This is a genomic window from Pseudomonas neuropathica (assembly GCF_051174785.1).
GTDB lineage: Bacteria > Pseudomonadota > Gammaproteobacteria > Pseudomonadales > Pseudomonadaceae > Aquipseudomonas > Aquipseudomonas neuropathica_A.
The window spans coordinates 6,046,248-6,072,884 of sequence record NZ_CP195111.1 but is presented as its reverse complement, the minus strand read 5'-3'; the positions used below and the strand labels follow the sequence as shown (position 1 = coordinate 6,072,884).

The window sequence follows — 26,637 nt, the reverse complement described above, 5'->3', positions numbered from 1 at the left end:
AGCGAGCCTGCTCGCGAAAGCGGTATATCAGCCAAATAATCTTTGAATGGCAGACCGCCTTCGCGAGCAGGCTCGCTCCCACAGGGATTTATGTCGTTTCTTAGTCTGTGCCGTACTTCGGCGAACGCGGGCCGTACAGCAGGCCTGCCCGATGGCCGGCCGAGAGCAGACGATTGCTCGCCACACCGGCAATCGGGTAGCCGGCATCGGTAGCGCTGTTGATGACCTGCTTCACCGCCGCCGTGATCAGCATGCCGATCAGACCGCCACCGCTGTTGTTGCCGCCCTCTTCACTCGACGCTCGCGCCGAACCGGTCCACAGCGTGGTGCCGCTTTTCAGGTCAACCAGTTTTGCCGTCGCAGTCACCGCAGTCTCGCTGCTGATCACCATGTAGCGCGTACCGTATTCGGTTACGGTGATGTACAGCGCGGCGTCCGCACCGAAGATGTCCCTCAGTTTGTTTGCCGGTGCCTGATGGATGTCGTCCGGGGTGGTCAGACCGTTCTGGCGGAACGTCTCGTCCACCAACGTAATCGGCAGCACGTAATAACCGGCTTCGGCCAACGGGAAGGTCACCTGCGACAACAGGCTGTACGACGCCTTCACATCCGGCGAAGTGTTCAGCGGAGGCAGCACCAGAATGGTCTTCGGCCGTGCTTGTTTGTAGGCCGAGTAGTCCACGGTTTTGGGGGCGACGCAGCCACCCAGCACGGTCAGGGCCAAACCGGCGGCAAGCAGCTTCAAGGTACGCGAAATCATTTCGCGTCTCCGCTCTTGGCGTTCTTGAGCAGGAAATCCATGTACGTGCCGGACTCGGGGAACAGGGTTTTCTCGGTATTGAACTGCTGCACCATCTGATCGTCCTTGCCCATGCTCAGATAGAGCAAGCCAAGGTGTGCGTGGTAACCCGGCGGTACGGCTTTGCCGGTGGAGCGGATTTTCTGCAGGTCACGTTCCAGCGCTTCGGCCTGGGCTTCTTTCGGCTCTTCGCCTTTGAAATATTCGTAAACCTGGGGTTCGTAGCCTTCCCATTGGTACAGGGTCTGCGGGCCGGGGGCACAACCGGCCAGCAAGGCGCTGGCGGCCAGCGTCAGCGCCATCAGCGCGCGCGACAAAGTCAGTTTCATGGATGTTGCTCCTTGCAATGGGTGTCGATCAGTTGCCCGGTTTCCAGGCACCGGCGTTCATGCCATCGACCAGACGATTGATCGCCTCGCGCATGGCCAGATCGAGGACTTTGCCGTTAAGGGTCGAGTCGTAGGCAGCGGTGCCGCCGAAGCCGATGATTTCGCGGTTGGACAAGGCGTATTCGCCGGCGCCCTGAGTCGAATAGACCACTTCGGAGGTGCTGATATTGACGATGTTCAGGTTGACTTTGGCGTAGGCGACCTGAGTCTTGCCACGACCGAGAATGCCGAACAGCTGGTGATCGCCGGTCTCTTTGCGGCCGAACTCGGTGACGTCACCGGTGACCACATAATCAGCACCTTTCAGACGCTGGGCCTGGCCCTTGATCGCCGCTTCCTGCTGGATTTCGCCCATGTTGTCGCGATCCAGCACGCTGAAGCGATTGGTCTGCTGCAAGTGGGTGATGAGGATGGTCTTGGCCTGACCGCCGAGACGGTCGACGCCGTCAGAGAAGATCCCGCGCATGTAGCTGGAGCGGTTGTCGAACTTGCCCACAGCCATTGGTACGCGAACACCGGTCCAGACTTGTGTAGCGCTTTCAACCTTGGCCACCGGCAATGCGCGGGAGCTTTCCGTCGCGCACCCTGAGAGTGTGCCAGCAATGGCGCCAAGCACAGCAATCGCAACGCCTGAGACCAGCATCCGGGAGATCATTCTCACTGAGTATTCCTTTGAAAAACGGGGATGTCCCGGCGCGGCATTGCGCGGCGGGAGCTGAAAAGGGGCGGCATTATGACAAAGTGCCATCATTCGCGACAGGCTTTTTTGACGCCAATGAATTGGCTTGATTAGCCTTACGCAAATCCACTGTGGGAGCGAGCTTGCTCGCGAAAGGGGTTCGTCATTCAATGAACATTTGGCTGATGCACCGCCTTCGCGAGCAAGCTCGCTCCCACAGGGTTTTATGTCTGACTTGGGTTTGTGTTCGGCTTGGGGAAAGGATCAGTGGAAATCGCGGCTCTGCACGCGGATGCCATTGAGCAACGGGCTGAGGTCGCTTAGCCGGCCTGCAATTAAATGGCGCACTTCACCTTCGCGCTCCCAGCGGCCATCGACCTTGAGCAATTGCGAGCCCACCAGCACTTGGCGCTGACGCTCGGCCAGATCGCGCCAGACCACCACATTGACGTTGCCGAACTCGTCTTCCAGGGTCACGAAGGTCACCCCGCTGGCGGTGCCCGGTCGTTGCCGTCCGGTCACCAGCCCGGCGACGCTCACCGGCCGACCGTGCTCGACCTCAAGCAACTCCTGCGAACTGCGACAGCGTCGCGCCTTGAGTTCACTGCGCAACAGCGCCAGCGGATGCGGCCCCAACGTCGTACCGACGGTGCTGTAATCGGCGTGCAGATCCTCGCCAACACTGGGTTTTGGCAGCTCCACCTCCGGCTCTTCCTGGCTCGGCAACCCGGCAAACAACCCCAGCTGCTTCTGCACCCCGGCCACTTCCCAACGGGCGCGATGTCGATGCCCAGCCAGACCGCGCAACGCCCCGGCATCGGCGAGCAACGCCTGCGCCCGGCTGTCGAGCGCCGCCCGTTCGCCCAGATCGGCGACATCGGCAAACGCCCCGCGCGCCCGCGCCGCCTCGATGCGCCGGGCATCGTCTTCGCGAAAGCCCTTGATCATGCGCAGGCCCATGCGAATCGCCGGTTGCGCCACCGTGGTGGTTTCCAGACTGCAATCCCAATCACTGGCGCGCACGTCGACCGGGCGGATCTGCAATTGATGCCGGCGCGCGTCCTGGAGAATCTGATCGGGGCTGTAGAAACCCATCGGCCAGCTATTGATCAGCGCACAGGCGAACGCCGCCGGTTCGTGGCACTTGAGCCAGCAACTGGCGTAGGTCAGCAAAGCAAAACTGGCGGCGTGGGATTCGGGAAAACCGTAGCTGCCGAAACCTTTGATCTGCTCGAAAATCTGCGCGGCGAACTCCGGTGTATAGCCGTTTTTCTTCATGCCGGCGGCGAGGCGTTCCTTGTGCGGCTCCAATCCACCGTGGCGTTTCCACGCGGCCATCGAGCGACGTAATTGATCGGCCTCGCCGGGGCTGTAGTCGGCGGCGACGATGGCGATCTGCATGACCTGTTCCTGAAACAGCGGCACGCCGAGGGTGCGTTTGAGCACCACTTCCAGCTCCGGTGACGGATAGGTTTCTTTTTCTTCTTTATTGCGCCGGCGCAGGTACGGATGGACCATCCCGCCCTGAATCGGCCCCGGGCGGACGATGGCCACTTCGATCACCAAGTCATAGAACTTCGCCGGTTTCAGACGTGGCAGCATCGACATCTGTGCGCGGGATTCGATCTGAAACACGCCAATGGTGTCGGCGCGGCTGATCATGTCGTAGGTCGGTTTGTCTTCGGCCGGAATCGTCGCAAGACTCAAGTCCAGATTGCGATGGCGACGCAGCAAGTCGAAGCAACGGCGAATTGCGCTGAGCATGCCGAGGGCGAGGATATCCACCTTGAGCAGGCCGACCGCGTCAAGGTCGTCCTTGTCCCACTGGATAATCGTGCGATCAGCCATCGCCGCGTTCTCGACCGGCACCAGTGTGTCCAGCGGCTGCTCGGAAATCACAAAGCCGCCGGGATGCTGCGACAGGTGCCGGGGGAAACCGATCAACTGTGCGGTCAGGCTCAATACCCGGCGCAACACCGGGCTTTCCGGGTCGAAACCGCCTTCCAGCAAGCGTTCCAGTGGCGGCGTTTCATCGCTCCAGTGGCCGCAGCAATCGGCCAGTGCGTTGATCTGATCCGGCGGCAGGCCCAAGGCCTTGGCCACATCGCGTACGGCGCCGGCAGCGTGGTAAGTGCTGACCACCGCCGTCAGTGCCGCTCGACCACGACCGTAACGGCGAAACACGTATTGCAGGACTTCTTCGCGGCGTTCGTGTTCGAAGTCGACGTCGATGTCCGGCGGTTCGTTGCGCTCCTTCGACATAAAGCGTTCGAACAGCAGCGTGGTGCGGTCCGGGTCGATTTCGGTGATGCCCAAGGCAAAGCACACCGCCGAGTTGGCCGCCGAGCCACGGCCCTGACAAAGGATTTTCTGCTCACGAGCAAAGCGCACCACGTCATGCACGGTGAGGAAGTAGCTTTCATAGCCGAGTTCGGCGATCAGCTTCAGCTCTTTGTTGATCTGCCTCAGCACCTTGAAGGGCGCACCTTTCTTCCAGCGCCAGGCGATGCCTTCCTTGGTCAGTTGCCTTAGCCAGGAACTGGCGCTGTGTCCCTCGGGCACCAGTTCTTTGGGGTATTGATAACGCAATTCGCCCAGATCGAACGTGCAACGCCGGGCCAGCTTCACCGACTCATCCAGCAAGGCCTGCGGATACAACTCGCGCAACACTTCGACGCTGCGCAAATGCCGCTCGCCATTGGGGTGTAATCGCAGCCCGGCCTCAGCCACCGGCACGTGATGACGTATCGCCGTCATGGTGTCCTGCAAGGCGCGGCGGCCACGGGCGTGCATGTGCACATCGCCACTGGCCACGGCCGGAATCTGCAACTCGGCGGCCAGACGCAACAACGCCGCCAGCCGCTGCTGATCGTCCTGGCCACGATGCAATTGCACCGCCAGCCACAGGCGTTCGCCGAAGGTCTGCTGCAGCCAACGGCCCTCTTCCACCTGATCAAGCGAGTCCGCCACCCACAACACCAGCACCCCCGGCAGCGCTTCGTCGAAGTCCTCGCGCAACACCTGATACTGGCCTTTTTGCGTGCGCCGCCGCGCGCGGGTGATCAAACCGCACAGCGCTTGATAGCCCGCCAGATTCTCCACCAGCAGCACCAGTTTCGGGCCGTTTTCAATGCGCACTTCACTGCCGATGATCAGCGGCAGTTCAACCGATTTCGCCGCTTGCCAGGCGCGTACGATCCCGGCCAGCGTGCATTCATCGGTGATCGCCAGTGCCTGATAGCCGTGTTTTTTCGCCCGTTGAAACAGTTCCAGTGCACTGGACGCACCGCGCTGAAAACTGAAGTTCGACAGGCAGTGCAGTTCGGCATAACCGTCACTCATGCAAACCAGCCCTGCAGCCACAACGGACCGCCCTCGCCCACCGCCCGATAAGCCCAGCCCTGCTGACCGGCGCGGTTCTGGATCAGGTAGTAATCGCGGCGCACATCGTCACCGTCCCACCAGCCGGACTCGATACGCTCCGGGCCCATGAGAATCCGCGCCGAACCTTGCGCCACGCTTTGCGGTTCACCGAGCAACCAGCCCGGGCGATGCACGCTGGGCAAAGCTGCGCAGCGTTGTTTGTCGACGCCATGCTGCCACGCGCACTCCGGACGGTGATCGGCCTGAAAGCGCAGCCCCTGCACGGCGTCATCACCGAGCCGTGCGCGCAGGCGTTCGCGCAACTGCTCCCAGGGCAAGGTCTGTTGCGGACGGTCGTCGAACAGTTCCTGAAACTGCGGGACGAAACTCGGCAGGTCCTCGGCACGCAGACGAAAGCCGCGCACGGGCGCCTCAACCTGTACCTGTTCCAGCCGCCCTCGGGCCAGTTCAAAGAGCATCGCCGGATCACGTTCGGCGCTGAGCAAACCAACCTTGATCACGCTGTCCGGCAACCCGGCGTGTTCCAGATGCAGGTCGAAACGCTGCACGCCGCTGTCACGCCCGCAGAGGAACGCCGACAGATCGCCGGTCAAACGCCGCAGCGGGAACAATAGTGCCTGATGGGATTGCACGTCGAAATTCAGCTCAATGCGCACATCGAAACGATCCGGCGGCAGGTAGAACTCCAGCGCCAATGGCCGCGCACCGAACAAGGTGTCGAGATGTTTGAGCATCTGCGCTTCGAAGCGCCGGGCCAGCGCCTGACGCGGCAGGCTCTGCACCTGACTGAGATTGCGCAGGCCCATGCGCGACAACGCCGTGGCCACTGCTGGCTCCAGACCGACACGATCGACGGGTAACTGACCGAGGTGATGCTGCAAGGCCTCGCCGTCCGGCACCACCAAGCCGTCATAGGCGTTGGCCAACACCCGCGCCGCCACCGGGTTCGGTGCGGCAACGATGCGATGACGAAAACCCAGATCGGTCAGTTCCTGGCGCAACCGTGCTTCGAGCTGTGCCCAGGAACCGAACAGGCCCAGGCTGGATTCGATCTCGAACACCACGGTGCGCGGGTAATGCACGCTGACCTGCGCGCTGAAACCGTAGGCCCACGCGGCGAGAAATTGCTGCCAGTGCTCGACCTCGGCGGCCTCGTAATCGGCGGTGGCAAAACCTTTGCACATCGCTTGGGCGGCGGTCATCGACTGGCCCGGACGCAAACCGAGTTTGCGTGCCGCCGGGTTGACCGCTTGCAGCACCCGGCGCTGGGCCGGGCCGTTGAGCAGCACCAACGGTTCATCGGGATCGGGGCGCTGACGCAGCACGGCGTCGAGGGCCAATTGCGGAAACAGAATACACACCCAGCGCATGGCGACCTCAGTGCCCCACGGCAAAGGCAATCGGTGCCGTACGCGCCAGCCCGCCACGGCACTTGAGCACGCGCAGTTGTGCAGGTTTGGCGTCGATGGCAATCCGTAATGCGGCGGGCGACGGGTTGACCGCCTCGCTCAATGGGCGCCATGCAAACGCCAGGGTCTGACCGGTTTCGGCCGCCACCTGCAAACGCCGCAACGCGCGGTCATCGGCCTTGTGCGGCCAGCACAGCACCGCGCCGCAACTGCCCGAACGCAGGCACTGTTCCGCCGCCCACAAGGCATCGCGCTCACTAGCCTGGATCACCGACAACTGGCGCAGATCGACCCCGGCGTTTGCCCACGCCTGCGGGTACGGCACGAACGGCGGCGCCACCAGCACGATGCGCTCGCCCGCCGCCGACAACCGCGCCAGCGTTGGCCAGACCAGTTGCAGCTCGCCGACACCCGGGCCGGCCAAAAGGATTTCACTCAGCGCCGCTTCCGGCCAGCCACCGTTGGGCAATGCTGCGTCCAGCGCGGCGTGCCCGGTGGGTTGCGGACTGGCGGCCGGCGGCGCAGGCCGGCCCCTCCAGACCTGGCCGCCATTGAACAGCGTATCCAACGCAACGACGGCGCCCATCAGCCTTGCCTCACCAGACCGCAGAACACCCCTTCGATGGCCAGATCCTGATCGTCGCGCACGACAATCGGCTGGTACGCCGGGTTGCGCGGCAACAGCCGCACTTCATCGCCGAGCCGTTCGAAACGTTTGATGGTGACTTCACCGTCGAGCCGCGCCACGACGATCTGGCCGTTGAGCGCTTCGGAATTGCGCCGCACGCCGACCAGATCGCCGTCGAGAATGCCATCCTCGATCATCGAATCGCCCTGCACCCGCAGCATGTAATCGGGTGTACGCGAGAACAGCGCCGGGTCGAGCAGCAAGCGGCTATGGATGTCGGCATCGGCGCCAATCGGCGCACCGGCAGCGACGCGGCCGAGCACAGGAATGTCGAGCAATTCCGGGCGCGGCGGTTGCCCGAGCAAGCGAATGCCGCGGGCCTGATGCGGGTTGACCTCGATAAACCCGGCTTCGGTGAGCGCGAGCACGTGCTTGCGCGCCACGCTGCGCGAGGCGAAACCAAAAGCCTCGCTGATTTCAGCGAGGCTTGGGGGCTGACCGTGTTCGGCGATTCGATCGCGGATAAACGTCAGGATGGCGGTACGGCGGGGAGTCAGATTGGTCATGGAGTACATTTGTACTCCTGTAGGATTTTCCTGACAAGCACCGCAGGTCGGCCCACCCCACGTTGATCGTTCCTACGTTCTTGATCGTTCCCACGCTCTGCGTGGGAATGCCTCTAGGGACGCTCTGCGTCCAGTGACGCGGAGCGTCACGGGCTGCATTCCCACGCCGGAGCGTGGGAACGATCAGTGCGTGGGTGTTAGCCAAGGCCACGTTCGGCGAGAAATGCTGCGATGTAATCGATGAAGGCAACGACCTTGGCCGTGGCCCGGCGGTGGCTCGGGTACACCGCCAGAATGTGCGGGCCAAAGGTATCCGGGTCGATCTCGTAATCGGCCATGACCCGCACCAGCCGCCCGTCGGCAATGTACGGTGCGGCGCTCCACAGCGGCGTGTGCAGCAAACCGCGCCCGGCCAGAGCACTGGCCAGCAACAAATCGTAATTGTCACTGCGCAACAGCGGCGCCGTCGGTTGCGCCAGACTCAAACGCTGCCCGTCACGCTCGGCCCACCAGAACTCGCGGCTGAGCAACGGGTGCTGATAAAGCAGCCATTCATGCTGTTCAAGGGTTTGCGGATTCACCGGCAAGCCCTTGCGCGCGAGGTACTCGGGGCTGCCGCACAACGCCAGACGATTGCTGCCAACCACCCGCGCAATCAGCCCCGGCAAGTCATCGTGACCCTCACGCAGCGCCAGGTCATAACCACTTTCCAGCAGATTGACGAAGGCATCACAAAGATCCACTTGCAGGCTGATCTGCGGGTATTGCTGCAAAAAGCCGTCACACACCTGATCGAGAAACGCCCGCCCGTACGCCAGTGGTGCAGTGATTTTCAAGCTGCCGCGCAAGCCGTGCTGCAACTGCTCGATTTCCTCGCTGGCCTCGTCCAGCCGCTGCAACACCAGCCGCGCAGTTTCCAGGTAAACACGGCCGATTTCAGTGAGCAAAATCCGTCGCGTGCTGCGCTCGAACAGCCGTGCGCCCAGCTCCGATTCCAGGTGATTGACCGCTTTGGTCAGCGCCGACGGGGTCTTGCCCAACTGCTCGGCGGCGCGGCTGAAACTGCCGAGCTGCGCGGTGACCACGAACATTTTCAATGCAGCCAACTTGTCCATGCTTTTTCCATTCAGGCAAAAACGTTTTTCGTGAGGGAGGCGTTCTGTCAGCCGTTGCCAGCCACTAATCTGGCCATCAGACGCAATAACAAGGAAATCTTCAATGAAAAGATTCATCCCCAAGCTGCTGGTTGTCGCTGTAAGTTTTGCCTCGATGGAAGCCATGGCCGCCGCCGATCTGATTCTGCTCAACGGCAAGATTTTTACCGCTGACCGCGCGCAACCCAAGGTGCAGGCCTTGGCCGTGGAGAACGGCAAAGTGCTGAAAGTCGGCACCAACGCGCAGATAAAAGCCTTGATCGAACCCGGCACAAAGGTCATCGACCTCAAGGGCAAAGCGCTGATGCCCGGCCTGATCGACAGCCATTCCCACGCGATTTTCGGCGGCCTGGAAATGGTCTCGGCGAACATGGAGGACGAAGTCGTCGACCTCGACGAACTGCAAAAACGCCTGCGCGACTGGCGTGAAGACGGTAAGGCCAAACATGGCGACGTGCTGAGCATTGCCGGCATGAGTTCGGCTTATTGGGCGCAAGCGGAAGCCTTGGGCAAAACCTTCAACAGCGGCGAATGGGCCAGCGTGCCAGTGGTGTTTATCGGCAGCGACCACCACACGGCGTGGGCCAACAATGTGATGCTCAAGCGCGCCGGCATTGACGCGGCCCTGCTGAAAACCCTGCCCGACGCGGAAAAAGACACCATCGGCAAACTGGCCAACGGTGAGCCCAATGGATTTGTGGTCGACGCCGGATGGGACCGGGTCGCTTCAAAAATGCCGGTGCCAAGCCCCGCCGACATGTTGAACGCCGCCAAATCAGCGGTGCGCTACAACAACAGCGTGGGCATCACCGCATGGATGGACCCGGCGGCCAACGCCGCACCGGGGGAAGCGGTGTTCGCGCTCAAACCGACCGAGAAAACCGTCGGCGTGTTGCCAGCCTATAAAGCGCTGTCGGAAAGCGGCGACATGAGCGTGCACGTCGCGGCGCTGCTGGTGGCCAACCCGAAAAGCGTGCCCGCTGACCTCGACACACTGGACAAGGTGCGCCAGCAATTTCAGGGCATTCCCAACCTGACCCTGCCCGGGATCAAGATCTTTGCCGACGGCGTGATCGAATTCCCGGCGCAGAGCGCAGCGATGATCGATTCGTACAGCAACTCGCACAAACAGGGCGAACTGCTGATCGATCCGCAGCATTTCGGCGAACTGGTCAGCGCCATCGACCAGCGCGGCTGGCTGGTGCATATCCATGCGATCGGCGACCGTGCGGTGCGAGAATCGCTGAACGGCATCGCGCAGGCGCGCAAGGACCGACAGAGCGGCGTGACCCACTCGATCACTCACTTGCAAATGGTCAACCCGAAGGAGTTCGCCCGCTTCAAGCCGCTCAACGTCATCGCCTCGATGCAACTGCTGTGGGCCAGCGCCGACGACTACACCACCGACATGATCAAGCCGTACGTCAGCGCCCTCGCCTTCCGCTATCAGTACCCGGCGCATTCGCTGCTGAAACAGGGCGCGACGATTGCCGGTGCGAGTGACTGGCCGGTGTCTTCGCCGAACCCGTTCAATGCCATGGCCCAGGCGATTACTCGCGTTGGCCCGTTGGGCGTGCTCAATGCCGATGAGCGTCTGGATCGCGACACGATGTTCTATGCCTACACCGTTAATGCGGCGCGGACGATTGGTCTGGAGAAGCAGATCGGCTCGCTGACGCCGGGCAAGCAGGCGGACTTTATTGTGCTTGATCGTGACGTGTTCAGCGTCGACAACAAGGCCCTGCATGACACCAAAGTCCTGCAAACCTGGTTCGGCGGTCGTCAGGTCTATACCGCCACAAAATAACAACAACCATCCCACCCTGTGGGAGCGAGCTTGCTCGCGAAGAGGCCAGTTTATTCAACATCTTCACTGACTGACCCACCGCCTTCGCGAGCAAGCTCGCTCCCACATGTTTTGTGAGGGTGGCCGATATGGCATTCCCACACACAGTTTTCGTTCTGCCCAAAAATAATCACAACATCGGGACTTCACATGAAAGCCTTGCCCCTGTTCGCCCTGAGTTTCTTGAGCGTGCTGCCCTTGAGCAGCTTTGCGATCCCTTTGAACGATGATTTTGCGCTGTTGGTGGATCTCACTTTAGCCAGCGACTATCGCACTCGCGGCATCTCGCAAACGCAAAATGACCCCGCCGTACAGGCAGGCCTGACCCTCGCCCACAGCAGCGGTCTGTACCTCGGCGCCTGGAGTTCCAACGTCGATTTCGGCGGCGGTCTGAAAACCCGGCAGGAAGTCGAGTACTACGGCGGCTGGCTGTGGCAAGTGAACGAGGAGGTCAGCCTCGATCTGGGCTACATCAAGTACGCCTACCCCAAGGAAAACCAGTTCAACCAGAGTGAGGTCTATGGGATTCTCGGCGTTTATGGGGTGAAGCTGGCGGCGTATTACTCCAGCGATGCGCCGGGGATCGATAGCAAGCAGAGTTCGCTGTACAGCTATGTCAGCTATGAAACCGAGTTGCCGTTCGACTCAGGCTTGAAGTTGCGATACGGCAACATGGATTTCAAGGATCCGCACCTGTACTCGGCGTCCGGACAGGCCGAGGACAGTTATCGCGAATGGGAAGTCAAACTCACCCACAATTTGGCCGGGGTGGTGTTGGGCCTGAGCTACATCGACACCGATCTGTCGCAAACCCAGTGCCTGAGTAATTGGGGCTTCAAGGATGTCTGCACGGCAACTGTCGTCACCAGCGTCAGCAAATCTTTCTGACCCACCGAAATCCCTCTGTAGGAGCTGCCGAAGGCTGCGATCTTTTGATCTTGATGTTAAGAACAACATCAAAAGATCGCAGCCTTCGGCAGCTCCTACAGGAAATGGGGGTCGAACTTGTTACAGGATGTTTACGATTTTTTTACTAATGTTCTTCTACAGTTACTCGCGCAACCGCGTGGTTTTCTCTTTATGTAGAGGGATGTTTGACATGGCTTTGGGCAACGGACTGCGTTTACCGTCCATCACTCCTACCCGACTGGTGCTGCTGTTTTCCCTGGCACTGGTGACGTTGTACAACCTGGCGACCTGGAAGGCGCTGGGCACGCTGATCACGTTGCAAGGCGCGCATAAAGTGGCGTTCTTCGCCTCGTTCGCGCTGTTTTTGTGGGCGGCAATCGCCCTGCTGCTGACCCTGGTGTCGTTTCGCTGGACGCTGAAGCCAGTGCTCACCGTGGTCGCCCTGCTCTCGGCCTGCGCCGCGTATTTCATGAACGAATACGGCATCACCATCGATACGGTGATGATTCAGAATGTCTTCGAAACCAACCCCGCCGAAGCCACTGCGCTGTTCAACGGCAAGCTGCTGGCTTACGTGCTGCTGCTCGGTGTGTTGCCCGCGGCATTGATCTGGCGTTGGCCGGTGAGTTATCGGCCGTTCTTTCGCGGTTTGCTCAACAAGGTGTTGGTGATCATCGCCTGCGTGCTGGTAATCGCCGCTTCGGTGGGTGCGTTCTATTCGACCTACGCGCCGATCTTTCGCGAAGAAGACAAGCTCACCCACTTCATCAACCCGACCAACTACATCTACGCGATCAGCAAATACACCAAGCAACGCCTGGGCATCAAAAAGCATGTTGCGGTGCAGGCCATCGGCGAAGACGCGGTGATGAGCGCCAAAGCTGCGAGTCGCGAGAAGAAATCGCTGATGATATTCGTGGTCGGTGAAACCGCCCGCGCCGATCACTTTTCGCTGAACGGCTATGAACGCGAGACCAATCCCGAACTGAGCAAACTCGACATCCTCAATTTCACTCAGGTGCATTCCTGCGGTACGTCGACGGCGGTCTCGGTGCCGTGCATGTTCTCGATGTTCCCGCGTGAGGATTACAGCGACAAGAAAGGCAAAACCTACGAAGGCCTGCTCGACATTCTCCAGCGTGCCGGCGTGCAAGTGCTGTGGCTGGATAACAACAGCGACTGCAAAGGCACCTGCCTGCGCGTGCCGCATCGCGATATTTCGAAGCACCAGCCGGGGCCATTCTGCGATGGCAACAACTGCCTCGACGAAGCACTGCTGGCCGATCTGCAAAGCTACATCGACAGCCTCAAGGGCCACGCGATCATCGTCCTGCACGCCGACGGCAGTCATGGCCCCGAGTATTACGAGCGCTATCCGAAAGACAGGGAGCGCTTCAAACCAATCTGCCACACCAACCAGCTGGGCAGTTGCAGCCGCGATGAACTGGTGAACGTGTACGACAACACGATTCTGTACACCGACCATTTCCTCGCCAAGGTCATCGAATTGCTCAAGCGCAATCAGGCCACCCTGGATACGTCGATGCTGTACGTCTCCGATCACGGCGAATCATTGGGCGAGAACGGGCTGTACCTGCACGCGGCGCCTTATGCGCTGGCGCCGGAAGCGCAGACGCATGTGCCGATGGTGATGTGGTTTGGCAATGGCACGCTCGCCAGTGAGGGGATTGATCGCGGCTGCCTGCAAGGCAAGACCGGGCAGGCGGACTTGAGCCACGACAACCTGTTTCACTCGGTGCTGGGGTTGTTTGAGGTGAGGACGTCGGTGTATCAGCCGGGGCTGGATATTTTTCATGGCTGCCGGCCATCGATGACGGCCGCCCAGTAACCCGGGAATTACATACCTCCCCCTGTGGGAGCGAGCCTGCTCGCGAAGGCGGTGTATCAGTCGCCATCAATGCTGAATGAACCACCGCATTCGCGAGCAGGCTCGCTCCCACATTTGGATATTTGTCGGGTCAAGGGTTGAGGTTTGCCAGATAGGCCCATGGGTAGATGCCGCGTTGATGGCCGTCGCTGAAGATCAACTGCACGCCGTAGCCCTGGGGGTTGAGTTCGATGAGGCGCACGCGGTCATCGACCGATGGTGTCGAACCGCGCAGGCGAAACGCGCGGCATTGCGAGCACGGGCACTGGCGGCGCAGTTCGGCGTGGTTGAGCAGGGTTTCACGGCCGTCCGGCCAGTTCAAGCGTAGCGTCTGCTCGCTTTGCGAATTGCTCACCGACAGCGGGTTCATTGCAACTGACTCAGGGCGATGCGCACGGCTTTGCGCACTTCCGGGTCGCCGTCGTCCTGCGCAGCCTGCAACGCGACCACGGCGCCGCGATCATTCAACTCACCCAAGGCCAGCGCGGCTTCCTTGCGCAGGTTGCTGATGCGGTGGCCGAGGGTCTCGATCAACGCCTCCAGCGCCGGTGCGAAACGCAGACGACCGAGGCTGCGAGTGGCGCGCAGGCGTACTTGCCAGTAGTCATCGCTCAAGGCTTCGACCAGCGCCGGGCCGGCATCGCGGTGGCCGACTTTGCCCAAGGTCGTCGCGGCTTCTTCGCGCACTTGCCAGGCGTGGTCCTGCAAGGCCTGGCGCAGGGCTGGCAGTACTTCGGCGCTGGAGGCCAAACCGAGGGCACCGGTGGCGGCGCGGCGCACTTCGGTGTCCGGATCGTCACTGGCCAATCGCGCCAGGGCTGGCAGTGCGTCGAGTTGTTTGAGCCAGCCGAGCACGCCGACGGCTTCGCGGCGCACGTTGGCATCGGCATCGTTCAGCGCAGAGACCGCAGCAGGCGCAGCGTCAGCGAAACGCAACTCGCGCAAGGCACGGAACGCCGCGATACGCACGCTGACGTCGGCGTGATCGGTCCACGGCAGAATCACCCGCCCCGCTGCTTCCGTCTTGAGCAGACTCAAGCTCTGCGCAGCAGCGGATTGCACGGCGGGCGACGAGTCGGTCAGCGCCTCGCACAAGGCTTGCACAACGTCTTCATCCTCCCAGGCCTCGAGCAAACGCGCGGCTTCGGCGCGGACTTCTTCAGCAGAATCCTGGCCGAGGCGATCGACCAGCCAGAGCAAGCCATCCGGCTCCTCCAAATCCGCCAGATCAATCAGGGCAATGCGTCGCACGCCGGCGTCCTCGGCAGTGAGGCGCGGCTGCAGGGCGAGGATTTCATCGTTATCGGTCACAGCAAATATAGAGGTCATAGGGCAAATCGCGGCAAAGGGTTTTCGGGCGGCAGGCCGAGCGGATTGAGGCGCGGCAGCGGTCGGTCGTTGTCGTGGCGCAGCAGGTCGAGGCAGTGGCGCTTGAGGCGCGAGAACTCGGGGCTGGTGACCAGTTCGCTGGTGCGGGGTCGGGCGAAATCCAGACGCAGGTCTTCAATGATTCGCCCTGGCCGTGCGCTCATCACCAGCAAGCGATCGGCGAGGAACAGCGCCTCGTCGATGTCGTGAGTGACGAACACCACCGTGGTGCGGATCCGCGTCCAGATGTCCAGCAGCAATTCCTGCATGTTCAGACGTGTCAGCGCATCCAGCGCGCCGAACGGTTCGTCCATCAACAGCAGACGCGGACGGTTGACCAACACGCGGGCGATCTCCACCCGTTGCTGCATGCCGCCGGACAGCTGATCGGGCCAGCGTTCGGCGAAACCTTCGAGGCCGACCAGTTTGAGGATTTCGTCGGCGGCGCGATGACGTTCGGCCTTGCCGATGCCGCGCATCTTCAGGCCAAAAGCGACGTTGTCGCGCACCGTGCGCCACGGAAACAGCGTGTGGTGCTGGAACACCATGCCGCGCTGCGGAGACGGGCCGGACACTTCGCCGCCATCGACTTTCAGGCTGCCGGCATGAGCGCTCAGGTGCCCGGCCAAAGCGCCGAGCAAGGTCGACTTGCCGCAACCGGACGGACCGAGAATGCAGACGAACTGGCCCGGTTCGATCTGGCAATCGAGTTCGCGCACCGCTTCAAACGCTTCCCGCCCTGCGCCGAGGACGATGGACAGCTGGCGGATGTCGATCCGCCCTTCCGGGGTTTGCATCACGCTCATCAGGCTTTTCCTCGCGGTCGATGCCAAGGCGTGAACAACCCGCCGAGGCGTTTGATCAGCAGACTGCTGCCCATGCCCAACACGCCGATCAGGAGCATGCCGACGACGATGTCGGCGTAGTTCTGAATGGTGTAGGACTCCCAGGTGTAGTAACCGATGCCGAACTGGCCGGAGATCATTTCCGCCGTGACCAGACAAAACCACGAAGTGCCCATGCCGATCGCAAGACCGGTGATGATGCTGGGTGCAGCGCCCGGCAAAATCACTTCCAGCAGGATTGCGCGGCGCCCTGCCCCGAGACTTTTCGCTGAGGCGATCAGCCGTGGGTCGACGCCTTCGACGCCGTGTACGGTGTTGAGCAGGATCGGGAACAGCGCGCCAGTGAAGGTGATGAAGACCATCGACAGTTCCGAGGACGGGAACATCAGGATTGCCAGCGGGATCCATGCCACGGCTGGGATCGGACGCAGGACTTCCAGAGGTGGCAGCAACAGGTCTTCGGCCCATTTCGAGCGACCGATGGCCAGACCGAGGGCTATGCCGATCAGCAGTGCCGCGAGGTAACCGGCGAAGACGCGGCTGAGGCTGGCGGTGAGGTGTTGCAGAAGCTTGCCGGAGTCGCCGAGGCCCAATGCTGCTTCGATCACGGCCAAAGGAGTGGGCACGTTGGCGAAGGTGACAAGGCCGAGGTTCCAGTGATGGCTGGCGGCAAGTTGCCAGAACAGCAGGCAGAGCAGCAAGGATGCGGCTCTTGATGTCCAGCGTAGGGTGGGTGATTTCATCGAGCGGGTTTCCAGTTCTGGATCTGTTTCAAGGCTGAGATTTACCCCCCTCACCCCAGCCCTCTCCCCCCAAGGGGGGCGAGGGGGAAAGGGAGCTGATCTTCGTTGCTTGCAAACCTGAGTTCGGCCAGAAAGGCAGCCGATCTTCGTTGCTTGCAAACCTGAGTCCGGCTCGGTATTTCAGGTCGGCGTACCTCGCCCAAACACCGCGATCAGTCCCCTCTCCCTCTGGGAGAGGGCTAGGGTGAGGGGCTCTTGATCTTCACTTAGCGGGCTACAACCGCTTGAGTAGTGGCATCGGTGAAGTCGAAAACCTTGCCACCCTGTGCCGAGGCGTATTGCTGAGCCTGGCCTTTAAGCAGGAACGCACTCAGGCGGCCTTTCGAATCACTGGCAAACCACGCCTGTTCGGCGAGCAACTTGATCCCGCTGTCACTGGCCTGCGCATACACCGCACGGACGTTTTTGCCTTCCTGCTTCAACGCAGCCAGCGCCGTGAACGCCTCTTGCGCCGAGGCGTATTGGCGCACTTTGTCCTCCCCTCGCACCCAGATTTCCGCGACATGGCTGAAGTCGGTGATTGCCTTGCCGGTCGCCGCATCCGTAGCCTGCAACGGTGTCTGCGCGTAATTCGCCAGTTGCGCCGTGTAATCCAGACCCGACGCCTTGAACGCCGCGCGGATGTATTGATCGTCGATAAACGTATTCAGATCGAGCCCACGATCAGCCTTCTTCAGCAGCTTCAACGTATCGATAGCCGTGCCGACCGCCTGGCGATATTCCGGCTTCCAGCTCAGGTCGCGGGTCTGCACGCCAAGCGGGCCGTGGAACAGGTAATTGACCTCGGCATCGACGCCAGTGACTTTGGCGATCAGCTCGCTGTACTTCTCAGGCTCGGCGGCGAGCAATTGATTGGCCTCGATGCTCGCTCGCAGATAAGCGACGACAATCTCTGGGTATTTCTTCGCGTAGGCCTGATCGACCAGCGCACCATGGAACGTCGGCGCATTGGCCTGAGCACCGTCGTAAATCTTGCGGGCGAAACCCCGGCTCGGGAACAGCTCGGCGAACGGTACGAAATCGGCGTGAGCGTCGATCTTGCCGGCCTGCAACGCGGAGCCAGCGACTTCCGGCGGCTGGGCGATGATGTTCACATCCTTCAACGGATCCCAGCCCTGCGCCGCCACCGCGCGCAATAACATGCCATGGGCGGTGGAGGCGAACGGCACGGAAATGGTCTTGCCCTTGAGTTCGCTCAGCGCCTGCACACCGGATGCACTCGGCACGACGATGCCGTTACCACTACCCTTGATGCTCCCCGACAACACACTGATGAACAGGCTGTGCTTGCCGGCGGTTTCGTAGGCGACACCGTTGAACGCACCGGGGAAATCGGCCATGGCGCCGAAGTCGAGTTTGCCGGCGACCATCTCGTTGGTCAGCGGTGCGCCGCTGGTGAAGTTCTTCCACTGCACGTCGTACTTGGCGTCTTGGTAGGCGCCGTCGTGAGGCAGGTATTTGTCGAGCAGCCCCAGCTCACGAATCAACAAGCCACCGGCGGCGCAGTTGATGGTGGTGTCCTGAGTGCCGATGGCGATGCGGATGGTTTCGGCCGAGGCCGACACGGTAAACGAAGCCAGTACCAGACCGGCGATTGCTGCACGCAACATGGTTGTTTCCCCTCGAATCATTTATTTGAGTTCGTCTCCGCCGCGATCAGGGCGCGGTGGGAAACGAGGGGTTTTTTTCTATTCAGCGTCCGGGGTTTACCGGATGGCTTTGGGTTGTCTGGGGTGGCCTCTTCGCGAGCAAGCTCGCTCCCACAGGATTTCTTGCGTATTCAATTTGTGCAGTAACTCGATCCACTGTGAGAGCGAGCTTGCTCGCGAAAGCGGCGTATTTGTCGACATCATTGCTGAATGACCCACCGCTATCGCGAGCAGGCTCACTCCTACAGGGGAAAGCGTTTCAACGAAGGAGATAGGGAATGTCGACTTTCACGGCGCCCGTCGGGCAATCCTTCTCGCACGGCATGCAGTACCAGCATTCGTCGAACGCCATATAAGCCTTCTGCGTCGCCGGATTGATCGCCAGCAAGTCCATCGGGCAAACGTCAACACACACGGTGCAGCCCTTTTCGGCGATGCATTTGTCCTCGTCCACGGTGACGGGAGCGTTGGAGCGGAAGAAGATTTCCTGAGCTTGATAGGCCATGGTCCGAACTCTCTTTTTAGTGGTGCATCAAGCGGCGAAAGCACCGACACGCAAACGGTCGTAGGCCTGCATTTCTTCAGCATCGAGCGGGATGATGTAAGGCTCGACGGCTTTCTTGAAACTGGTCATCTGGCCGTCATCGCCCTTCTTCAGGTGGCAATGGCAGAACCATTCACCGTCATTGCGTTGCGGGTGATCGACGCGATAGTGGTACAGGCCCCAGCGGCTTTCGGCGCGGAACAACGAGGCGCGCGCAGCCATTTCGGCGCAGTCGCGGATCACGCTGGTCTCCATCGCACGCATCAGTTCGTGGGCGTTGTTGGCCTTCATCTGCTCGAGATCGCGTTCGATGTCGCTAAAGCGTTGCAGGCCGATCTGCATTTTCCTGGTGACTTTCGGCGGTTGCAGGTAATCGTTAACAAAGCGCCGCAGCTTGTACTCAACCTGGGCCGGCGGCAGACCGTGTTCGCGATCCAGCGGTGCGTAAACCCGGGCCTTTTCCTTTTCGATCTGCTTGGCATCCAGCGCAGAAAACTCGCGACCGGCGACGAAATCCGCAGCGTTATGCCCGGCGAACCAGCCATAGGTGAACGCACCGAGCATGTAGTTGTGCGGCACGGCGGCCATGTCACCCGCCGAGTACAACCCCTTCACCGAGGTCTCGGCGCGTTCGTTGACCCACACGCCGGACGCCGAGTGGCCGCTGCAAAAGCCGATTTCGGAGATGTGCATTTCAACCATTTGCGTGCGGTAATCGGTGCCGCGATTGGCGTGGAATTGACCACGGCTCGGGCGCTCGTTGCTGTGCAGAATCTCCTCGATGTTCTGGATGGTTTCTTCCGCGAGGTGATCGAGTTTGAGAAACACCGGGCCGTTGCCGCTCTCCAGTTCCTGGTGGAATTCCCACATCATCTGCCCGCTCCAGTAGTCGCACTCGATGAAGCGTTCGCCCTTGTTGTTGGCGGTGTAGCCGCCCAGCGGGCCGGTGACGTAGGCGCAGGCCGGGCCGTTGTAATCCTTGATCAACGGATTGATCTGGAAGCATTCGAGATTGGCCAGTTCGGCGCCGGCGTGATAGGCCATCGCGTAGCCGTCGCCGGCGTTGGTCGGGTTTTCGTAGGTGCCCATCAGGTAGCCCGACGATGGCAGACCGAGGCGCCCGGCAGCGCCGCAGGCGAGGATCACCGCTTTGGCCTTGATCACATGGAAGTCAGCGGTGCGGCAATCGAAGCCCATCACACCGTTGACGGTGCCCTCCGCGTCGGTCAGCAACCGCGTGCAGACGAGACGATTGGTGATGCTCACCCGCGCACGTTTCAACTGCCGATAGAGGACTTTTTTGATGTCGTGCCCTTCCGGCATCGGCAGCACGTAGGCGCCCATGTGGTGGACTTTTTTCACCGCGTAATCGCCGGTTTCGTCCTTCTCGAACTTCACGCCCCAGCGGTCGAGCTGCTCGATGGTTTCAAAGCTGTGAGTCGCGTAAGCGTAAACGGCGGCCTGATTGACGATGCCGTCGTTGGCGATGGTGATTTCCTTGGTGTACTGCTCAGGCGTCGAGTGCCCGGGAATGATCGCGTTGTTCAGGCCGTCCATACCCATGCTGATCGCGCCGCTGCGTTTGACGTTGGCCTTGTCGACGAGCAATACGCGCAGATCGCGGTTCTTTTCCTTGGCCTTGATTGCCGCCATTGGGCCTGCGGTGCCACCGCCGATGACGACGATGTCGTATTCCTGTTCGAGCACGTTGCGGGTCATGCCTGCTCCCCTTTTTGCCGGTCGATCCGCAGGCGGTACTGGAACGCATCGCCACGGTAGTAAAGGTGTTCGAAGTCCAGCGGCTGGCCTTGCGCGTCGTGGGTCAAACGCTCGATGCGCATGATCGGCGAGCCGGCCTCGACGTTCAGCGCCTGGGTCAGGTCGCTATCCGCCAACACCGCATCGATGGCCAGATCCGCATGACCGAGGGCGATGCCGCAGTCGTTTTCGAGGATCAGGAAGATGTCGCGGGTGACCAGATCGGCCTTCTCCAGCCGCTCGCCAACGGTTTTGGGCAGGTAGGTGATTTCCAGCGAGATCGGCTCACGGTTGATCAGGCGTACGCGTTTGATCTGCGCGACGGTTTCGCCCTCGGCGATCTGCAAACGCTCGGCGACGCGCTTGTCGGCCGGGATGAATTTGAAGCTGCGCAGGCGGTTGATCACCTCATAACCGCGCCCGGTCATCGACTCGGCGAGGCCTTGCAGGCTGCTGACGTTCTGAAAGGTTTTCGGTTTGGCGACGAAGGTGCCTTTGCCGTGGATCTTGAAGATCAGCCCTTCCTTTTGCAGATCGCCGAGTGCCTGGCGCACGGTGATGCGGCTGACTTTGAACAAGGCGCCAAGTTCGCTTTCGGAGGGCATCTGGCTGTCTTGCGGGTATTCGCCGTCGAGAATGCGCGCACGGAGGACGTCGCGCAGTTGGGTGTGCAGCGGGACACTGCTCAAAGAGAGAACGTTATCGGTCATCACGGGATCACTTGTCATAACGAGTTATGACGTGATCTTAGAGTTGTTATGACAAGGTTGAGAAATACCGAATGGGCATAACCTTAGACGCGACGACGCACTGCCCAATGTGGGAGCGAGCCTGCTCGCGAAGGCGGCATGTCAGATAATATTTTTGAAACAGACACACCGCTTTCGCGAGCAGGCTCGCTCCCACATTGGGAAGGTGTACAACCGGGGGGTCAGTGGCGTTTGAGAATCTGATCCATGACCCAGTCGGTTTTCAGGGCTTGTTCGGCGACTGCGGGGTGTCTGGAATCACCACGAATGTGGGCATTCATGCCGAGCACGTGATGCCACTGAATGTGTTCGTGATGCGGGATTTCCAGGCTAATGATTTCACCGGCATGCAACTGCACGGGATGCTCATCAAACACCGAAAAACTGATCCGACCTTCACTGCCGATGATCTCGACGCGATCCTCACGCCGATCCGCGACAAAGCTCCAGCAACCCATGCCCAACGCCCCGGAGGCGAACCGCCAACTGGCGCTGACGGCATCTTCAGCCGCATACAACCCGGCCTGACGCGCGGTGAAACCGGCGACTTCAACGATGTCGCCGAGCAGGTACTGGAACAGGTCAAAGCCATGACTGGCCAGATCAGCGAAGTACCCTCCGCCAGCCACCGCAGGATCGGTGCGCCAATTGTCGCGCCCCCCCAGATCCGCCGGCGAAGGCGCCTTGGTCAGCGTCCAGCTCAAATGCCGAACGTCACCAATGCGCCCCTCCTCCAGCCATTGCCGCACCTGCGCAAAACGCGGCAACGAACGGCGATAGTAGGACACAAAAAAGTGCAATCCGGCCTCGGCAAACGCCTGCTGCATCTCGCGGCTTTGCCCGGCATTCAGCGCCATGGGTTTTTCCACGCAGCAATGTTTGCCAGCGGCGGCGACTTTCAGGCTGTAGGCGTGATGGCTGTCGGGCGGTGTGGCGATGTACACCGCGTCCACCTCGGGGTCGTTGATCAGTGCATCGACGTCGGTGTAGACGCGGGCGATGCCGTGGCGCGCGGCGTAGTCGGTGACGGCTTCCAGGCGTCGGCCCATCACCGCCACCAGCGCCGAACCGGGCGCCTTGTAGAAGGCCGGCCCGCTCTTGCGTTCAGTGACATCACCGCAACCGATCATACCCCAGCGCACCACGTTCATTTTTCAGTCCCTTTTTTTCAAGATCAGCCAATGCGCAAGGCGCGCAGATCGAGGTGACCGTTCTTCAGCGGCGGGCACCAGTAGTAGCCGCCGGTAATCGGCCGGCTGATGCGATACAGGCCATCGGTGATGCCGTCTTCCAGACCGCTCATGCGCCGCAGTTGTGCTTCGAAAGCATCCAGCGAGAAACCGAAAGCGAGGAACATCAGGCCGGCGCGATCACCTTCGATCCACGGCATCGAGCGGCGCACGACAAACGCTTCCGGGGCGAAGCTTTCTTGCGCGGTGCGTTTGACGTGGGCGGAGACTGGCGCATCGTCAATCTCTTCGTTGTCGCTGAGGCGACGCCCCATGATGTTGTCTTTGTCCTCGGACGAGAGTTTATGGAAACCCTTGAGGTCGTGCTGCCACTGTTGGATCGCGGCGAAGCTGCCACCGACCATGCCGTCGGTGCCGGCGCTTTGCAGAGCGGCGGCGATGGCGGCTTCATCGTGCGGGTTTTCGGTGCCGTCTTCGTAGCCGGTCAGGTCGTGGCCGTCCTTGTGGCGGAAAGCTTCCTGCATTTCTACCAAGCGCAGGGCCGGGGCCAGTGCAGCTTCGAAGGCGTTGCAGCGGTTGAGCAGTTCACCACGGTCGACGCCGTGCAGCCAGACCCACAGCGCGTGCTGGGTCGACGGGTTTTCCACGCCAACACCGGTCAGCGCCGGGAAGCTGCGCAGGCCGTCGATCTGCACGTTGAGAGCCTTGGCCAGGGATTCGCCGAAACCGACCACCGCCGACTTGCCGTCCACCTGATTCAGCAGATTGTCGATCGCCTGCGGAAGCGCTTCAACCGACTCAAGGGCGAAAAACAGGTGACGTGCTTGCGCAGGAACTGGGGTGGCGAGAATGCCCGGCTGGTAGTAACTCATGTGAACTCCTTGGGAAAGTGCGCGGGAGTTTACCTGTGGCCGGAGGATTTGTGTGGGTCTGGATGGAAGTCAAAAGCCCCTCACCCTAGCCCTCTCCCGGGGGGAGAGGGAACTGAATGGGGGATATTTAAGATCTACACCGACCTGAACGTGTAGCTGTGAATCCATAATCGAAAAAAATCTTTCAGGTCGATGTTTGACACAAGACACCTCGATCGGCCCCCTCTCCCTCCGGGAGAGGGCTGGGGTGAGGGTTGGCGTCCTGGCGCCAGGCACTAGGACTCATCCCCGTCCAACGCTTGAATGCCCGGCGAAAACTGCGCACATCGCTATAGCCCACCTCTTCGGTAATCCGTTCAATCGGCATATCAGGATTGGCCAGCAAACTCAGGGTCCGCGCCTGGCGCACCTGCTCCAGCAGCGCCTCGAACGTCAGCGCATGCTCGGTCAGCCGCCGGCGCAACGTACGGCTGCTCATGTTCAAATCACCGGCAATCCTTTCAATGTGACTACCACGACTCAAATCCCGCGCAATCGCCCGCTCCACGGCCTGAATCAGATCGAGTTTCTGATGCACCTGCGCCGCTTCCAGCTCCAGCAATGCAACGGCCTGACGCAGCGCCAGCGAATGATGATTGGGCAGATTCACATCCAGCCACTGCGCATCGATCAACATGCGATTGTGCAGACAGCCGAAACGCACATCCGGTCCCAGCAGGCGGTGGTATTCGCTCAGGTAATCCGGCGCGGCATGCATAAACTCCACGGCAATCGCCTTGAACTCGGCCCCGACCAGTGCGCGGCCATACACCAGTAAACTGGCAAAAAACTCCTCGACTGCAAACACCTGCACATCGGCGAACGGCAAGCGGCACTCGGCATCGAGATGCACCTGGCCACCGACCACATCGACGCTCGACACCACGATGCCGCCCGAAGTGTGCTGGTGACGAATGCCCAACGCAAAGGCATCGCGCAAGGTCTTGCACAGCGACAATACATGCCCGAGCAGACCCAAAGTGCCGAGTACGTTCTGCGCGCCAACCCACAAACCCAGACCTTGGTTGGGCAGCACTTTGAGCGCGCGCTGAATCATCGCCACGGCCTGGCGATAGGAAATCCGCTGCGCCGGATCCTGCAGGTCTTCAAGGGTAAAACCCAGGCCACGGCACAGGCTCTGGGGATCGATGCCTTTGTTCTGCGCGACTTCAGCGAGGGTTTGCAAAAGAAACGGCGAGACCAGCGCCAGTTCGAAGGTCGGGTCTTGGACTTTTACGTTCATGGGGGCTGACATTCCGGATCACGCTTGATTGTTATTTTTGTAACCGGTTGTGTCGATGGAAGTTAGCACATGGTTTACGGACTGTCCGCAGATGCCCCCCTCAGTGTCCGCCAATACCCTGCCCCAACGTACGCCAAACGCTTATTTCTAGCGTACCGGCGCTCCAAGCGACCGGTACCAGGTCCCAATCACAATAATAATGAGGACAGTCATGAGCCAGAACCGTGCAACATCCTTCTTGCCGCTCGCCCTTTTCATCGCGGGTTGCACCCTGACGTTGCCCGCCCTTGCCACCGAAGCCGGGGTCGACAACATCGGCACCGGCACCGACGGTTTCTTCATGCTGCCGCTGGAAGTCGACAGCCTCCCGGAGAACATGGTCGCGTTCAACCTCTACTACAACCATTACAAGTCGCGAAAGCTCAACATCAGCTCGCTGGGCGGCAAGGTGCCGAACGTCGAGATCGAATCCACTGCGGTGATTCCGCGCCTCGATTATTTAAGCCCGGTGCGCGTGTTCGGCGGACGCCTGGCCGGTTACATCGCCCAGCCATGGCTGAAGCAAGAAGTCTCGGTGTTCGGCTTGAGCGACACCCGCGAAGGCATGGGCGATACCACCATCGCGCCGATCATCCTGTGGGACATGGGCAAGCACCTGACCCTCGGCGCCGCCGTGGAAGTCACCGTGCCCACCGGCGAATACAGCGTCGATCGGCTGGCCAACACCAGCAACAATTTCTACACCTACAAGCCGTTGTTCTCGTTTACCTGGCTGCCGACTGAACGCACCGAAGTCTCGATGAAGACCACCTACAGCTTCAACGAGAAGAACAAGGACACCGACTACAAGTCCGGGCAGATTTTCCACTTCGATTACTCGGCCAGCTACAAGATCACCGACGACTTGATGCTCGGCGTCAACGGCTACTTCCTCAAGCAGACCACCGACGACAAACAGTTCGGCCGCACCGTGCAGTTTGCCGGGCAGGACGTCGATGACGGGGTACGCGGCAAGGTGTTCGCGATTGGCCCGGCGCTGCACTTCACGTTTCTCAAGTACGCCAGTGCGGAGATTCGCTGGGCCAAGGAATTTGATGTGGAGAACCGGCCGGAGGGGGAAATGTTGTGGGCGAAGGTGAGTATTCCCTATGCGTTCTGAGTGCATTTGTAGGAAAGCGCACCTGGATTTGTAGCCTGAAAACCTGAAAACCGCATGGGTGGAATACGCCTACAGCGGCGGTCGAGATTACCGGACAACAGGGGGAAACGTCTGGCAGATTTAAAGGGTGCGCTTACAGATACTGGGCTCCGTTATCCCATGGATCCTCAAGGGCTCATGGGGTGCATCGTCTGCCAGTGACGACAATGGGCCATGTCCCCCCTTAAACTGCCGAGATTGATCACGGAGATCACTATGAGCATATTACTTTCCCCGTTTTACTCTGACTTCGAATCCGAAGAAGAGGCCGAGAGCTACGATCGCTGGTTTCGTGCAGAGGTACAGCATGCACTCGATGATCCTAGTCCTGGTATTCCCCATGATGAGGCTATGGCGATGCTCGACCAGATGCTGGAAGAGATGCGCAGGAAGCGCCGCTCTGCTGCTTGAATGGAGCAGCAAGTCCTCGCGTCAACTGGCTGACATCTTCAAATACATCGAGCAACACAACACCAACGCTTCAATTTCGCTAAGACACAAGGTTGGTGCGGCAGCACAACGGCTTTCATCAATACCTTACGGTTACCGACCTGGCCGAGTGCCTGGTACTCGTGAGATGGTGATTCATCCGAACTATCTGCTGGTCTATCGAGTGAATGGGCGCATCAGAATACTGGGGGTGCTTCACGCCCGGCAAAAATACCCTTCAACTTCATCGACATAAAAAAAAGGCGGCCAACCGGCCGCCCAAACGTACTGCACGAGAG

The 26,637-nt window shown here is 60.6% G+C and carries 25 protein-coding genes; 6 read left to right on the top strand and 19 right to left on the bottom strand.

From position 1 onward, the window contains the following. Window positions 1-100 precede the first annotated feature (100 nt). From ACRRSD_RS27305 to ACRRSD_RS27270, 8 genes are all read right to left on the bottom strand, one after another. On the bottom strand, window positions 101-760 hold the full coding sequence (locus ACRRSD_RS27305) for a DUF799 domain-containing protein (protein ID WP_435036366.1): 660 nt from the start codon (window positions 758-760) through the stop codon (window positions 101-103). Continuing rightward, entirely contained in the window at window positions 757-1,128 is a 372-nt protein-coding gene (locus tag ACRRSD_RS27300; RefSeq protein ID WP_134177559.1) for a DUF4810 domain-containing protein, read from the bottom strand. Before ACRRSD_RS27300 ends, ACRRSD_RS27305 begins: the two co-directional genes overlap by 4 nt. 28 nt (window positions 1,129-1,156) lie before the next feature. Further along, a complete protein-coding gene (locus ACRRSD_RS27295) occupies window positions 1,157-1,831 on the bottom strand; it encodes a CsgG/HfaB family protein (RefSeq protein WP_435038552.1) in 675 nt (224 codons plus the stop codon). Between the two features lie 300 nt (window positions 1,832-2,131). Further along, window positions 2,132-5,209: an error-prone DNA polymerase gene (locus tag ACRRSD_RS27290; RefSeq protein ID WP_435036365.1), complete on the bottom strand. Its 3,078-nt coding sequence runs from the start codon at window positions 5,207-5,209 to the stop codon at window positions 2,132-2,134. Next, on the bottom strand, window positions 5,206-6,621 hold the full coding sequence (locus ACRRSD_RS27285; RefSeq protein WP_435036364.1) for a Y-family DNA polymerase: 1,416 nt from the start codon (window positions 6,619-6,621) through the stop codon (window positions 5,206-5,208). The genes ACRRSD_RS27290 and ACRRSD_RS27285 overlap by 4 nt, the downstream gene beginning before the upstream one ends. A gap of 7 nt (window positions 6,622-6,628) precedes the next feature. Then, on the bottom strand, window positions 6,629-7,246 hold the full coding sequence (gene imuA / locus ACRRSD_RS27280) for a translesion DNA synthesis-associated protein ImuA (protein WP_435036363.1): 618 nt from the start codon (window positions 7,244-7,246) through the stop codon (window positions 6,629-6,631). Beyond that, a complete protein-coding gene (lexA, locus tag ACRRSD_RS27275; RefSeq protein ID WP_435036362.1) occupies window positions 7,246-7,863 on the bottom strand; it encodes a transcriptional repressor LexA in 618 nt (205 codons plus the stop codon). Before lexA ends, imuA begins: the two co-directional genes overlap by 1 nt. Before the next feature lie 188 nt (window positions 7,864-8,051). Further along, a complete protein-coding gene (locus tag ACRRSD_RS27270) occupies window positions 8,052-8,969 on the bottom strand; it encodes a LysR substrate-binding domain-containing protein (RefSeq protein ID WP_435036361.1) in 918 nt (305 codons plus the stop codon). Between the two features lie 103 nt (window positions 8,970-9,072). Between ACRRSD_RS27270 and ACRRSD_RS27265 the strand changes: the two genes are divergently transcribed. The 3 genes from ACRRSD_RS27265 to ACRRSD_RS27255 all read left to right on the top strand — a co-directional run bounded on the left by ACRRSD_RS27265 (window position 9,073) and on the right by ACRRSD_RS27255 (window position 13,612). Beyond that, window positions 9,073-10,815 (top strand): amidohydrolase, encoded by a 1,743-nt coding sequence (locus tag ACRRSD_RS27265; RefSeq protein ID WP_435036360.1) that lies wholly within the window; start codon window positions 9,073-9,075, stop codon window positions 10,813-10,815. Between the two features lie 189 nt (window positions 10,816-11,004). Next, on the top strand, window positions 11,005-11,742 hold the full coding sequence (locus tag ACRRSD_RS27260; RefSeq protein WP_435036359.1) for a TorF family putative porin: 738 nt from the start codon (window positions 11,005-11,007) through the stop codon (window positions 11,740-11,742). Window positions 11,743-11,953: 211 nt separating this feature from the next. Beyond that, window positions 11,954-13,612 carry a phosphoethanolamine transferase gene (locus tag ACRRSD_RS27255; protein ID WP_435036358.1) on the top strand — a complete coding sequence of 553 codons (1,659 nt, stop codon included), beginning with the start codon at window positions 11,954-11,956 and terminating at the stop codon, window positions 13,610-13,612. Window positions 13,613-13,742: 130 nt separating this feature from the next. Here the strand turns inward: ACRRSD_RS27255 and ACRRSD_RS27250 are convergent, their stop codons facing one another. The 11 genes from ACRRSD_RS27250 to ACRRSD_RS27200 all read right to left on the bottom strand — a co-directional run bounded on the left by ACRRSD_RS27250 (window position 13,743) and on the right by ACRRSD_RS27200 (window position 24,711). Then, a complete protein-coding gene (locus ACRRSD_RS27250; RefSeq protein WP_435036357.1) occupies window positions 13,743-14,021 on the bottom strand; it encodes a DUF971 domain-containing protein in 279 nt (92 codons plus the stop codon). Next, on the bottom strand, window positions 14,018-14,980 hold the full coding sequence (locus ACRRSD_RS27245) for a HEAT repeat domain-containing protein (RefSeq protein ID WP_435036356.1): 963 nt from the start codon (window positions 14,978-14,980) through the stop codon (window positions 14,018-14,020). The genes ACRRSD_RS27250 and ACRRSD_RS27245 overlap by 4 nt, the downstream gene beginning before the upstream one ends. Beyond that, window positions 14,977-15,825 (bottom strand): ABC transporter ATP-binding protein, encoded by an 849-nt coding sequence (locus ACRRSD_RS27240; protein ID WP_435036355.1) that lies wholly within the window; start codon window positions 15,823-15,825, stop codon window positions 14,977-14,979. The genes ACRRSD_RS27245 and ACRRSD_RS27240 overlap by 4 nt, the downstream gene beginning before the upstream one ends. After that, a complete protein-coding gene (locus ACRRSD_RS27235) occupies window positions 15,825-16,607 on the bottom strand; it encodes an ABC transporter permease (protein ID WP_435036354.1) in 783 nt (260 codons plus the stop codon). The genes ACRRSD_RS27240 and ACRRSD_RS27235 overlap by 1 nt, the downstream gene beginning before the upstream one ends. A 266-nt stretch (window positions 16,608-16,873) precedes the next feature. Then, a complete protein-coding gene (locus ACRRSD_RS27230) occupies window positions 16,874-18,277 on the bottom strand; it encodes an ABC transporter substrate-binding protein (RefSeq protein WP_435036353.1) in 1,404 nt (467 codons plus the stop codon). A 298-nt stretch (window positions 18,278-18,575) separates the two neighbouring features. Next, window positions 18,576-18,821 carry a 4Fe-4S dicluster domain-containing protein gene (locus ACRRSD_RS27225; protein WP_003225615.1) on the bottom strand — a complete coding sequence of 82 codons (246 nt, stop codon included), beginning with the start codon at window positions 18,819-18,821 and terminating at the stop codon, window positions 18,576-18,578. Window positions 18,822-18,848: 27 nt separating this feature from the next. Further along, window positions 18,849-20,579: a fumarate reductase/succinate dehydrogenase flavoprotein subunit gene (locus tag ACRRSD_RS27220; RefSeq protein WP_435036352.1), complete on the bottom strand. Its 1,731-nt coding sequence runs from the start codon at window positions 20,577-20,579 to the stop codon at window positions 18,849-18,851. After that, window positions 20,576-21,328 (bottom strand): GntR family transcriptional regulator, encoded by a 753-nt coding sequence (locus ACRRSD_RS27215; protein WP_435036351.1) that lies wholly within the window; start codon window positions 21,326-21,328, stop codon window positions 20,576-20,578. The genes ACRRSD_RS27220 and ACRRSD_RS27215 overlap by 4 nt, the downstream gene beginning before the upstream one ends. Before the next feature lie 221 nt (window positions 21,329-21,549). Next, window positions 21,550-22,518, bottom strand: a complete 969-nt coding sequence (locus tag ACRRSD_RS27210) for a Gfo/Idh/MocA family protein (protein WP_435036350.1) — start codon at window positions 22,516-22,518, stop codon at window positions 21,550-21,552. A 23-nt stretch (window positions 22,519-22,541) separates the two neighbouring features. Continuing rightward, window positions 22,542-23,429 (bottom strand): Dyp-type peroxidase, encoded by an 888-nt coding sequence (locus ACRRSD_RS27205; RefSeq protein ID WP_435036349.1) that lies wholly within the window; start codon window positions 23,427-23,429, stop codon window positions 22,542-22,544. Window positions 23,430-23,613: 184 nt separating this feature from the next. After that, window positions 23,614-24,711: an AraC family transcriptional regulator gene (locus ACRRSD_RS27200; RefSeq protein WP_435036348.1), complete on the bottom strand. Its 1,098-nt coding sequence runs from the start codon at window positions 24,709-24,711 to the stop codon at window positions 23,614-23,616. Window positions 24,712-24,922: 211 nt separating this feature from the next. Between ACRRSD_RS27200 and ACRRSD_RS27195 the strand changes: the two genes are divergently transcribed. The 3 genes from ACRRSD_RS27195 to ACRRSD_RS27185 all read left to right on the top strand — a co-directional run bounded on the left by ACRRSD_RS27195 (window position 24,923) and on the right by ACRRSD_RS27185 (window position 26,594). Next, window positions 24,923-25,870, top strand: coding sequence for a SphA family protein (locus ACRRSD_RS27195; RefSeq protein WP_435036347.1), 948 nt, complete (start codon window positions 24,923-24,925; stop codon window positions 25,868-25,870). Between the two features lie 255 nt (window positions 25,871-26,125). Next, a complete protein-coding gene (gene relB, locus ACRRSD_RS27190) occupies window positions 26,126-26,320 on the top strand; it encodes a type II toxin-antitoxin system RelB family antitoxin (RefSeq protein ID WP_007918192.1) in 195 nt (64 codons plus the stop codon). Further along, on the top strand, window positions 26,253-26,594 hold the full coding sequence (locus ACRRSD_RS27185) for a type II toxin-antitoxin system RelE/ParE family toxin (RefSeq protein ID WP_122600330.1): 342 nt from the start codon (window positions 26,253-26,255) through the stop codon (window positions 26,592-26,594). The genes relB and ACRRSD_RS27185 overlap by 68 nt, the downstream gene beginning before the upstream one ends. Window positions 26,595-26,637: the final 43 nt, after the last annotated feature.